10 protein-coding genes and 1 pseudogene are annotated in these 10,832 nt (G+C 66.2%); 2 read left to right on the top strand and 9 right to left on the bottom strand.

The window, feature by feature from the left end:
• The 9 genes and pseudogenes from GSQ79_RS29400 to GSQ79_RS08490 form a co-directional block, all read right to left on the bottom strand.
• Positions 1-294: pseudogene (locus tag GSQ79_RS29400) on the bottom strand (cytochrome c oxidase subunit II); the annotation flags it as partial.
• Positions 291-848, bottom strand: coding sequence for a hypothetical protein (locus tag GSQ79_RS08460; protein ID WP_158808282.1), 558 nt, complete (start codon positions 846-848; stop codon positions 291-293). The gene GSQ79_RS08460 and the pseudogene GSQ79_RS29400, both read right to left, overlap by 4 nt.
• Positions 841-1,878, bottom strand: a complete 1,038-nt coding sequence (locus GSQ79_RS08465) for a hypothetical protein (RefSeq protein ID WP_158808283.1) — start codon at positions 1,876-1,878, stop codon at positions 841-843. Before GSQ79_RS08465 ends, GSQ79_RS08460 begins: the two co-directional genes overlap by 8 nt.
• Positions 1,875-2,390: a cytochrome c gene (locus GSQ79_RS08470; protein ID WP_246725200.1), complete on the bottom strand. Its 516-nt coding sequence runs from the start codon at positions 2,388-2,390 to the stop codon at positions 1,875-1,877. Before GSQ79_RS08470 ends, GSQ79_RS08465 begins: the two co-directional genes overlap by 4 nt.
• Positions 2,391-2,398: 8 nt before the next feature.
• On the bottom strand, positions 2,399-2,959 hold the full coding sequence (locus GSQ79_RS29405) for a DUF3341 domain-containing protein (RefSeq protein ID WP_246725201.1): 561 nt from the start codon (positions 2,957-2,959) through the stop codon (positions 2,399-2,401).
• Entirely contained in the window at positions 2,956-4,323 is a 1,368-nt protein-coding gene (gene nrfD / locus GSQ79_RS08475; protein WP_246725202.1) for an NrfD/PsrC family molybdoenzyme membrane anchor subunit, read from the bottom strand. Before nrfD ends, GSQ79_RS29405 begins: the two co-directional genes overlap by 4 nt.
• A 36-nt stretch (positions 4,324-4,359) precedes the next feature.
• On the bottom strand, positions 4,360-7,326 hold the full coding sequence (locus tag GSQ79_RS08480; RefSeq protein WP_158808285.1) for a TAT-variant-translocated molybdopterin oxidoreductase: 2,967 nt from the start codon (positions 7,324-7,326) through the stop codon (positions 4,360-4,362).
• Positions 7,326-7,985, bottom strand: coding sequence for a cytochrome c3 family protein (locus GSQ79_RS08485; RefSeq protein ID WP_158808286.1), 660 nt, complete (start codon positions 7,983-7,985; stop codon positions 7,326-7,328). Before GSQ79_RS08485 ends, GSQ79_RS08480 begins: the two co-directional genes overlap by 1 nt.
• A 195-nt stretch (positions 7,986-8,180) precedes the next feature.
• Positions 8,181-8,435, bottom strand: a complete 255-nt coding sequence (locus tag GSQ79_RS08490; RefSeq protein ID WP_158808287.1) for a hypothetical protein — start codon at positions 8,433-8,435, stop codon at positions 8,181-8,183.
• Between the two features lie 454 nt (positions 8,436-8,889).
• Between GSQ79_RS08490 and GSQ79_RS08495 the strand changes: the two genes are divergently transcribed.
• Positions 8,890-9,645, top strand: coding sequence for an outer membrane protein (locus GSQ79_RS08495; protein WP_158808288.1), 756 nt, complete (start codon positions 8,890-8,892; stop codon positions 9,643-9,645).
• A 158-nt stretch (positions 9,646-9,803) separates the two neighbouring features.
• On the top strand, positions 9,804-10,832 hold a 1,029-nt coding region (gene rimO, locus GSQ79_RS08500), incomplete at its 3' end, for a 30S ribosomal protein S12 methylthiotransferase RimO (protein ID WP_246725203.1).

Below are 10,832 nucleotides of genomic sequence, written 5' to 3' on the forward strand. Positions count from 1 at the left end.
CGCGTTCTTCTGTTGCGCGAACAAGTACGCGCCCCAGACGAAGAAGACGAGCGTCAGCGCGAACGGGATCAGCATCCACGAGAGCTCGATGGCGACGCTGCGGTTGTCCGACGTCTTGCGATTGGCCTTGCGCCCCGCCCGGTACTTGAAGGCGAAATAGGTGATGGAGACGAAGATCGGCACCGTCAGCAGCAGCGTGACGACGGTGAAGGCGAGGATGAGATAATCCGCCTGCCCCGCCGCCGCGGAGGCCGATTGCGGCCAGATCGCCAGGGCATTGGTCTCGCCGTTCATGGCGCGGCTCCAACGGGTTGCTTGGCCAACGGTTGGCCGTCCAACGGCTTGCCGGCGACGAGCGCCATCGCCCGATCGATCGGGATACGCGGCTGTTTGTGGTCGGCATCCGCCCAGCCGTAGGTCGTGAGCACCTGGGTCTGCTCCATGAGCGCGGCGTTGAGATCACGGTAGGGGTTGGACTGGAGATGCGGCTCGGGCGGGATGATCGTCGCCTTCTGCTCGGCCGTCATCCTCTGGGCACTCGCGCGGTCCTGCCGGGCGAAGGAAGCATAGAGGGTGAAGACACCGGCGAGGCCGCCGATGATCAGCGCCACGGAGACCGCGATGATGATGACCAGCGCCCGGACGTTGGTATCGACGGTCTCGTAGCCGTGCGCCAACGCCATCGCGCTCGGCGGATCGAGCGGCCGCCCGCGACCCGTCGCCAGTTGAACGGGCTTGCCGCTGTGGCGAATACGCAGCCGCTCGAACAGGGTGACACCGCCCGCCGCCAGAACCGCAGCGGCGGCGGCCCAACGCAGGCCGCGTGAGGCTGTGCGCCGCTCAACCATGCCGGGCCTCCGGCACGCGTCGCGAGATGAGCAGCGCACCGGCGCCAAGGACGCCCGCGACACCGATGAGCGCCAGAAGATCGAGAGCGGACACGCTGAAGGTCCCCCGCCATGCCGGCGTGACCAGCAACAGCAGGTCGGCGATTTCGAGCAGAGCAAGCAGACCAGCCGCGGCGAGCAGCGGCCAGCGCCGGGCGGCGAGTCCCGTTGGCACCAACACCACTCCGGCCACGATCAGAATGATTGGCGCGGCGATGAACAGGACAGAGCCGAGACCGCCGAGGCGATGCTGGTACCACACGATCTCGCGCGGCAGGTTGGCCGACCAGACCACCAGATACTGCTCGAACTGCAGGAATGCTGCGGTTGCGACCGCAGTGAGCGTCATCAAGCGCAGCGGGCGGGTCGACCCGCCCGCCGCCACCAGAAGCGCGACGGTCAGCGCAAAAGCGCATTGCAGCGTCATCAGCAGAAGTCCGAAGACGGACGCGTTGGGGCCGAGATCGAGGGATAGCGTCCAGTCGATCGCCGCCAGCGTGCCGATGACGAGATGCAGGGCAAGCCCCCACGCCGCGATCATCCGCCGTCGTGCCCAGGGCCGCGCTGCAGGCGTCATGAAGACGACGGCAAGAGAGACCCAGATCACCAGGTAAAGAATTGTGCGGGCCCCAAACCAGCCCGGCGTGAACCAGCGCGCGGCAAACCCGCCAGATACGTCGCTCCAGCCATAGAGAGCCGCAAAGCCTTGCCCGGGCGCAAACGCCTCATAGCCCAGGCCGACCGCCCCCAGGAGCGCGGCGAGCGGCAGGATCGCCAGCAGCCCACGCAGCGCCGCCGTTCCCGGCATCGCATCGAGGCCTGCGAGCTCAAGCAGCATCAGCACCGGCAAGGCGCCGAGCGGTAGCGCCATCACGACGAGCCATGCCGCAAGGCCGGACCGCGCGAGGTCAGTGCCCGCGCCGCCGAGCAGCGCGGCAAGGCCGAGCGCCACCACGCCGACACCAAAACCGATGAGGATGACGCGGCTCATTTTGCCGGATCCATCAGCTTGGCCTGATCCTCAGTCGGCAGATCGGCGAAGGTCGGGCGTTGGCTCACCTGCAGCGCTCGGATATAGGCGGCGATGGCCCAGAGGTCCGCCGGCGGCACCTGCTCGGCATAGCTGTACATCGTGCCGCGGCCCGTGCTGATCACGTCATAAAAATACTGTGCCTTGGCCCTCATCAGGCGGTCGTCCGTGAACGCCGGCGGTTTCGGGAACCCGCGCTGCACGATCATGCCATCGCCCTGCCCGGCGAGCCCATGGCATGGCGTGCAGAAAATGTCGTAGCGCTCGTGGCCGCGCGCAAGAAGCGCGGGTGTCATGCTGGTTGGCTGGCCAACCGGCTGGTTCGGCTGGTCGCGTGGCACGCTGCCCGGTACCGGCGTTTGCATTGCGGCGTCCTGCGGCAGGAACGTGTCCTTGTCCCAGGTCTGCGACTTGCCTTGCGACACCATGTTGGCCTGGTCGCAGCCAGCCAAGGCCACGCAGGCTATCAGCATCGCGCGCTTCATCGCGGCACCCGATGTACGGCGACCGCACGGAGCGCCAGGCGCGCCAAGGCCCTCTCGACGGCCACGGGATCGAAAACATCGTGCCGCGGCTCGACGGTGAGAAAGAAGCGATCCTGCGTCGCCCGCTCGAAATTCGGAATATTGAACGCGGGATGGTTGAGCAGCGGCAGCCGGTTGAGGAACGTCATGTTGAGAAACACCGCGGCGGCGCCGAGCAGAGTCGCGAAGGAGACGCTCGGCACCATGAAGGCCGGCCAACTGATCAGCGGGCGGCCGCCGATGTTGAACACGTAGTCGTAGGCGGTGGCGTAGATGCACAGTCCCATCATCGCGGCGAAGCCGACGATGCAGGCCCCCACCGCCATCATCTGCGGAATGGCGCGCGGCGCGAGACCGAGCGCCTCGATCGCGCCGTCGAGCGGAACCGGCGAGTGGATGTCGAGCCGGCCGAGGTTTTGGCCGCGGAGCGCGCGGGCGGCGGCCAGCACGGCCTCGGGCGAGGCGAACTCCGCGCTCACCGCATAGAGCGGCGCCGGGCTGGCATGTTTGGCGCTCACGGGCGCCTCCCATGGACAGACTGCGCCAGGCGCTTCATCTCGACAATCGAGACCAGCGGCAGATAGCGCATCGCCAGCAGCATCAGCGCGAGGAACAGGCCGATCGACCCGATGAAGGTCGCGATGTCCCAGATGCTCGTCGTATAGGGATGGGCGGCGGAGGGCAGAAAGTCGTGCTGCAGCGTGACGACGATGACCATAAAGTGGTCGGCGAAGAGGCCGAGCGCCACGAGCAGGCCGACCACGAAGAGCGCCAGCGACGAGCGGCGTATCGCGGCGAACCAGAACAGATGCACAGGCAGCAGCGAGGCCAAAGCGATGGTCCAGAACGCCCAGGCCTGCGATCCGACCATCCGGCGATGCATCACGCCGGCGTCGTAGGCATCGCCGCCGAGCGCGGTGGCGAAAAACTCCGTCGCGTTGCAGTAGAGGTTGAGCAGGCCCAGAATGAGCAGCAGCTTGGCGAGCACGTCGAGATGGCGCGGCGTGATCAGCGCGCTCAAGCCGAAGATCGCGCGCAAAAGCACCGTCGCGACGGCGATGAAGGCGACACCGCTGAAGATGGCGGCGAAGAGATAGGCGACCGGCAGCAGCGTATCGTGCCAGCCGGGCTCGACGGAGCCGGCGAACATCACCGCCGCGCCGGTTTGCAGCGAAACCACCAGCACGACACCGAGCATCGCGATGATGCGGTAGGCCTGCGTCCAGCGGTGCCAGTGCAGGGCGGAGCCGCGCCAGCCGAGCGCGACGATGCCGTAGAGCTGCGCGCGCAGCAGACCCTTGTCGTCTTTCTTCGCAATGCGCGCGATCGCCCGGTCGCGCAAGGTCGCGAAATCCGGGATCATCCCGATGTACCAGAAGGCCAGCGCGACGACGAGGAAGCTCAAAATGTCGACGGCATCCCAGAACAGCGGACTGCGGACCTGCGGCCACAGCAGCAGCGTGTTGGGATATGGCAGGTTCCAGTAGAAGAACCACGGCCGCCCAAGATGGATGATCGGATACACGGCCGCCGCCGCCGCGGCGATCAGGGATACGGTCTCGGTGATGCGGTTGAGCGCGGAGCGCCATTCCGCACCGAGCAGCTGGAACAGCGCGGAGACGAGCAGTCCGCCGCTCGCGACGCCGATCCACCAATCGTAGGCGACGATGTCGAGCGCCCAGGTGACGGGGATGTTGTTGCCCCAGACGCCGACCCCTTCGATGAACAGCCAGAGCAGCGCCGCGCCGAGCACGCCGACAAGGGCAAGCGAAAAGGCGAAGGCAACCCACCAGCGCCGGCGCATCGGATGGGTGAAGGCGATGTCCGCAATCGTGCCGCCGATCGATTCAAACGTCTGGCCCGGGGCGATAATGCTTGACACCAAAGGTTTTGGTCGGGTGGAAGAAGGACTTATCATCTAGCCCTCCTTCGCCGGCAGACGCGGTGCGCGCTCGGCCAGATAGGTCGTGCGCGGGCGCAGGTTCAGTTCGCCCAAAAGATCGTAATTGCGCGGGTCGTTGCGTTTCGCGGCCACGGCGCTCGCGCTGTCGGCGAGATCGCCGAAGGTGATGGCGCGCGTCGGGCAGGCGCTCTGGCAAGCGGTCTGCACCGTGCCGTCCTTGATCGGCGCGCCCGCCTTGTCCGCCGTGATGCGCGCCTCGGCGACGCGCTGGACGCAGTAGGTGCATTTTTCCATCACGCCGCGCGAACGCACGCTGACGTCGGGGTTGCGACCGGATTGGATCGACGGCGCCACGCCGCCGGAATAATCGAGGTAGTTGAAACGCCGGACCTTGTAGGGGCAATAGCCGGAGCATGCACGGGTGCCGACGCAGCGGTTATAGACCATCAGATTGAGGCCTTCGCTGTCGTGCAGCGTCGCCTCGACGGGGCAGCCGACCTCGCAGGGCGCGAGCTCGCACTGCATGCAGGGCACGGGTTGGAAATGGGTATCGGGATCGTCGAGCCCGTTGCCGTCCGTCTTCGCCAAGGAATAGTAGCGGTCGACGCGCAGCCAGTGCATGCCGCGGCCCATCGCGACCTGCTCCTTGCCCACCACGGCGATGTTGTTCTCGCTCTGGCAGGCGACGACGCAGGCGTTGCAGCCGGTGCAACGATCGGTGTCGATCACCATGCCCCAGGCGCGCTCGTCCTTCGGCTTGTCGGCGGCGCCATAGAGGCTCGGCCTCACCCCTTCGCCCTGGCGCTGTGGCGCGTCGCCGTCGCGCGCCACGCGGATGAAGTTTTGGCCCTCCATGGAATTATGGTCTTGCGTCGTGGCGATCACGGCCTTGCGGCCGGTCTTCGTCAGGCTCACGCCGTCCGTCAGCCAGGGCGAGGGGCTGGCGCGCATGACATTGGCGTCGTAGCCGAGGCCGTCGAAGATCGTGTCGGTGACACGGCGGCCGTAGCCGAGCGTCAGCGTCATCGTGCGCGCGGCCTGACCGGGCACGATCCAAACGGGGACGTCGAGGCTCCGGTCGTCCAGCGCCAAGGCCACGACATCGCCGTTTTCGAGCTGGTGCTGCTGCGCCAGCGCCGGGCTGATCGCGACGACGTTCTCCCACACGATCTTGGTCAACGGCTTCGGCAGCTCCTGCAGCCAGCCGCTGGCGGCCAGCGATCCATCCCAGATCGTCGGGTCCGGCCGAAACAGCAGCGTCACCGTGTCCGGCCGCAGATCCAGCGGCGCGCCGGGCGCATCGGCCGACTTGGGCGCGAGCGCGGGCGGCGACACCTCCGGCGACGCGGTGCCGGGCAAGAACCCGTCGAGCAGCGCCGTGCGCCAGATCGGCTCATAGGTCGCGGCATTCTGCGAACCCTGCCAATGCGCCCGCAAGATCGCCAAGCCGTCGCGCGCCTCGCCGTCGAACAGGAGAGAGAGAATTTCGGCTGCCGAGCGACCGTCGTAGAAGGGCTTGACCGTCGGCTGGATCAGGCTCGCGGTGCCGTCGACGGCGCGGGCGTCGCCCCAGCATTCCAGCGGATGGGTGAGCGGCAGATGCCAGTCGCAGCGCAGCGCCGTCTCGTCGACATAGAGGCCGGCGTAGATCTTCGTCGTCACCTTGGCCAGCGCATTGGCGAAGCCGATATCGCTCAGCGCGGTGTAGACCGGGTTGGTCTCCAGCATCAGCAGCGTCGAGACGTCGCCTGCGGCCATTGCGTCAACGAGGCCGTCGACCGTGCCTGCGTCCGGCAGCACCGGCTCGGTGAAGGTCACCGTCGTGCCGATATTGCCGAGCGCGGCGTTGAGGCGATGCACTGCCGCATGGACGGCGGCACTTTGCATCGCTCCGGCAAGGACGAGGCCCGCGCCCTTGGCGTCGCGCAATGCTGTGGCGGCCCGGGCGATCCATTGCGCGGTCCTGCCGTCGGAGGCGGTCGGCGGCGCGTCGACCGCGGCGGCGAGCCTGTCGACGAGCGCGGCAATGTCGCGGGGCTCCGCGGCGAGATGATAGTCCGCCTTGGCGCTCGTCAGCGTCGGCGTCGCGGCGAGCGCGTGCAGCGTCAGCAGGGGGCCGGCGCTGGCGTCGCGCGCCTCGACCCAGGCCCGCGACAGGCCGACCTGCTGGGGACCGGGATCGAGGAAATCGCCGTCGATTGCGACGACCACGCGAGCGCGGTCAAAGTGCCAGCGCGTGTCAAGCCGCCGGCCGAAGAGCGTCTGCGACGCTTCGGCGAGACCCCCTTGCGAGACCGGCGGCGTCATGTGCCAGCGCGCCTGCGGAAAATCCGTCAGCAGAGCCTGGATCTGCGCGATCAGCGACGGACCCGTGATGGGTCCCGTCAGGATCCGGAAGCCACGGCCCTGGTCGGCCCGCAGCGCGGCGACCGGGCCGATCATCGCGGCGCGGAACGTGTCCCACGTCGAAATGCGATTGAGATAGCGTACCGCCTGCGAGCGGGCGGGATCGTAGAGGCCGAGCACCGAGGCCTGGCCAAAAATGTCGGTGCCGCCGCGGCTCCAGGGATGGTCGGGGTTGCCCTCGATCTTGATCGGCCGCCCGTTCACCGTCGTCACCAGCACGCCGTTGGCATAGCCGTCGATGACGGTCGTGGACGCGTAGCTCAGCGGCACACCCGGCTCCAGCCCTTCGGGTTGCCGGACATAGGCCACCTCCTTGGCGCGCCCATCGTCGCCGGCATCGCAGGCGGCAAGGCCTGCCATCGCGAAGGAGGCCGCCATCAACTTGAAGAAACCGCGCCGGTCCGGCCCGGCGGCGAGATGCGCCGCGGCTGGATATTCCCGCTCGAGAAAGCGCCGGAATGCCGGGGTCCGGGCTACCGCATCGAAACTCTGCCAGAAGGTGGGGCCCTGCCCGCTCGCGAGCGTTTCCCGGATCGTTGCAAGATCGACAGCCTGGGGATCGTGCCGCGCGGTCATCAGCGGTGACAGATCGAGCAGTCGGTCAGCCGGTCCGGCCGGCCGATATGATACTGCGCGACGAGCATGGGGCCGCGCTTGTCCTGATCCGCCGGTGGCGCCCATGTCATGTCAAAAATCTCCGATTGCGGGCGCACGAACTGTCGCGGGTTGCGATGACAATTCACGCAAAACCCCATCTCGAAGGCGTTGGCGCGGGAGGTAAGCTGCATCGCCGTGATCTCGCCATGGCAGGTGGAGCAGCCGACGCCTTTGCCGATATGGATCGAATGATTGAAATAGACGTAGGATGGCAGCTTGTTCACCCGCGTCCACTCCAGCGGCCTGTTCTGCGCGAGGCTGTCGCGCACCGGCTGCAGCATTCTGGCGCCGGTCCAGATCTGCGAGTGGCAGGTCATGCACGTCCAGGTCGGCGGGATGCCGGCGGTCGCGAGCTTTTCCACGCCCTGATGGCAATAGCGGCAGTCGATCCCCAGCTCGCCGGAATGATGCTTGTGGCTGAAGGGGGCCGGCTGATCCGGCGCCACACCGACACCGGTGACGTAGCTCGAGCGGGAAAAGCCGGCGGTGACGAGAAACAAGCCGACGACGCCGGCACCGATGACCAGGAGCGACAGCCGAAAAATCGCATCGGCGCCCGGTGCGAACAGCTGACGCATCTAAATGCGTCCAACCATGCAACCGCAGCACATGAGACAAACACAAGCCAGGGCAGATGGCACGCGATCGGTCACAGCAACTCCACTCTCACCGCCGCCTGTCGTCAAATGCGACCGCCGCCAAGCATAACACTGGCGGCGGCGAAAGGATCGCGCGAAGCGACCGAAATCTAGAACGTGTCGAAATGCCCGACCTTACTTCTTGAACATCGCCTGGCATGCCTTGCTGAGCTGAGACTTCTTCGCCTGCATGCAGGACTCGATCTTGTGAACGTCCGGCATGGCATCGTGGCAGAACCGCATCGCGTCACCCGAGCAGGCCTGAACCTCCTCCATCGTGTAGTTCTCCGCATCGTCGTCTTGCGCCCGGACGGCCGCCGTCGAGGCGATCACGCCAGTTGTCGCAAGCCCGAGCATGAGAATCAGAATTCGGAACGGCTTGACGGTCATGAAGGAACTCCTTGAGGGGTGGTGGAGGCTGTTTAAGGACAGATCCGCGCGTTGGGAAGATGACGGCCCGTTCGAGCCGATGGACACCCAAGAGATCACGCACGCGTCGTCCTGATCGAACCGGTCTTCGGCAGACATTGCACCGATCGGAACCGGACAGTTGACAATACCTGGAGGCCATCCCGGTTCGACCCATGGTCGCTCAAATGCAGTGCAACATCAGTCAAGCCAAGAGCAGCGAGGTGTAAAAATGCTTGTCTGAAGATCCAAAATCCCGCCACCGCAGGTCTCAAAGATGTCAAAACAGACAAACTGCACACGTTTTCGTGGCCTCTTGGTCACACCCTCTGGGATAGAGCCCGCCGCACCCCATCCGAGGGCGATTAGTAATTGTCGGGGAGGCTCATTCCGTTATTTATCGGACATCGCATTCCGCACCGAAGGGAACTCAAGCGTGATTCGTAAACTTCTTCTGTCTTCAGTGGCGCTTGCCGCACTCTCCGGTACGGCCTTCGCAGCCGACCTTCCGTCGCGTCGGGCTCCCCCGGTGTACGCGCCCCCGCCCATCCCCGTCTTCTCGTGGACCGGTTTCTACATCGGTGGCCAGGTTGGTTACGGCTTCGGTCGTGACAACGCCGGTATCGTCGCGACGGGCCCGTTCTCGTCGAGCCCGAATGGCATCATCGGCGGCGGTCACGTCGGCTACAACTTCTCGACGCAGTCCCTGCCGCTGTTCGGCGGCGTCTTCGGCACCGGTGGCGTGATCGGCGTCGAAGGCGACGTGGACGGTTCCGACTACCGCCGCACGGTGGCGTTGGCTGGTCCCGACGCGGCTGTGATCCGTAACAACATCCAGGGCTCGATCCGCGGCCGCCTCGGCTTCGCCGTCGACCGCGCCTTGTTCTACGCCACAGGCGGCGCGGCCTTCGCCGACTTCCGCACCAATTACACCACCTTCCTTGGCGGCAACGACAGCCTGTCGCACACCCGGGTCGGCTGGACGGTCGGCGGCGGCGTGGAATACGCCGTCACCAACAACTGGTCGCTGCGCGCCGAATATCGCTACAGCGACTTCGGCAGCTTCACCGATCTCTCGCCTGCGTTCTTCTCGGCGGTTCGTCACCACGAGACCGAACAGCGCGCCCAGGTCGGCTTCAGCTACAAGTTCGACACCCCGGCCGTTCTGGCTCCGGTCGTCGCCCGCTACTGAATGGTTTGCCTCGGCTCTGCCGAGGCGTCCCAAACCTGATCCTTCAGAAAACCCGGCTCGCGAGAGCCGGGTTTTTTCGTTCGCGACGCGCAGCGCCTGTCCGCGCCGCGCCGCGCTACGGCGTTGCGCGGCGACCGCGCCCGTGGCACTGCATTTGAATGTCCATCCCCTCTCCTGCTTCCGTCCTTCCGCTGCCCGGCGCCGTCGCGCCGCGTATCTCCTTCGTCTCGCTCGGCTGCCCCAAAGCGCTCGTCGACAGCGAGCGGATCATCACGCAGCTGCGCTCGGAGGGCTACGAGCTCACGAAGACCCACGCCGGCGCCGATCTCGTCATCGTCAACACCTGCGGTTTCCTCGACAGCGCCAAGGCGGAATCGCTCGCCGCGATCGGCGAGGCGCTGGACGTCAACGGCAAGGTCATCGTCACCGGCTGCATGGGTGCGGATCCCGGCGCCATCACCGCGCAATATCCCAACGTCTTCGCGATATCGGGACCGCAGGCCTACGAGAGCGTTGTCCGCGCCGTGCACGAGGCGGCGCCTGCCCCGCATGATCCACTGATGTCGCTGGTGCCCGATCAGGGCATCAAGCTGACGCCGCGGCATTACGCCTATCTGAAGATTTCTGAGGGCTGCAACAACAGCTGCTCTTTCTGCATCATTCCCCATCTGCGCGGTCGCCTCGTCTCACGCCCCGCAGGCGACGTACTGCGCGAAGCCGAAAAGCTGGTGAAAGCCGGCGTCAAGGAACTGCTCGTCATATCGCAGGACACCAGCGCCTATGGCGTCGATGTCCGCTACGCCGCGAGCCGCTTCCAGGACCGCGACGTCAAGACCAAGTTCCTGGATCTCGCCCGCGAGCTCGGATCGCTCGGCGCCTGGGTTCGGCTGCACTACGTCTATCCCTACCCGCATGTCGACGACATCATCCCGCTGATGGCCGATGGGATCGTCCTCCCCTATCTCGACATTCCGTTCCAGCATGCGAGCGCCTCGGTGCTGCGCGCAATGAAGCGCCCCGGCGATCAGAGCAAGATGCTCGACCGCATCAAGGCGTGGCGCGCGATCTGCCCGACCCTCGCTTTGCGCTCGACCTTCATCGTCGGCTTCCCCGGCGAAACCGAAGCCGATTTCGAAGAGCTTCTCGCCTGGCTGAGCGAGGCGCAGCTCGATCGTGTCGGTGCTTTC

The sequence above is a fragment of the Beijerinckia sp. L45 genome (assembly GCF_009765775.1).
GTDB lineage: Bacteria > Pseudomonadota > Alphaproteobacteria > Rhizobiales > Beijerinckiaceae > RH-AL1.

Bases quoted from the DNA above. Each gene is read 5' to 3' on its own strand.
- GSQ79_RS08460 (WP_158808282.1), bottom strand. From the start codon at position 848: ATGGTTGAGCGGCGCACAGCCTCACGCGGCCTGCGTTGGGCCGCCGCC.
- GSQ79_RS08465 (WP_158808283.1), bottom strand. From the start codon at position 1,878: ATGAGCCGCGTCATCCTCATCGGTTTTGGTGTCGGCGTGGTGGCGCTC.
- GSQ79_RS08470 (WP_246725200.1), bottom strand. From the start codon at position 2,390: ATGCTGATAGCCTGCGTGGCCTTGGCTGGCTGCGACCAGGCCAACATG.
- GSQ79_RS08480 (WP_158808285.1), bottom strand. From the start codon at position 7,326: ATGACCGCGCGGCACGATCCCCAGGCTGTCGATCTTGCAACGATCCGG.
- GSQ79_RS08485 (WP_158808286.1), bottom strand. From the start codon at position 7,985: ATGCGTCAGCTGTTCGCACCGGGCGCCGATGCGATTTTTCGGCTGTCG.
- GSQ79_RS08490 (WP_158808287.1), bottom strand. From the start codon at position 8,435: ATGACCGTCAAGCCGTTCCGAATTCTGATTCTCATGCTCGGGCTTGCG.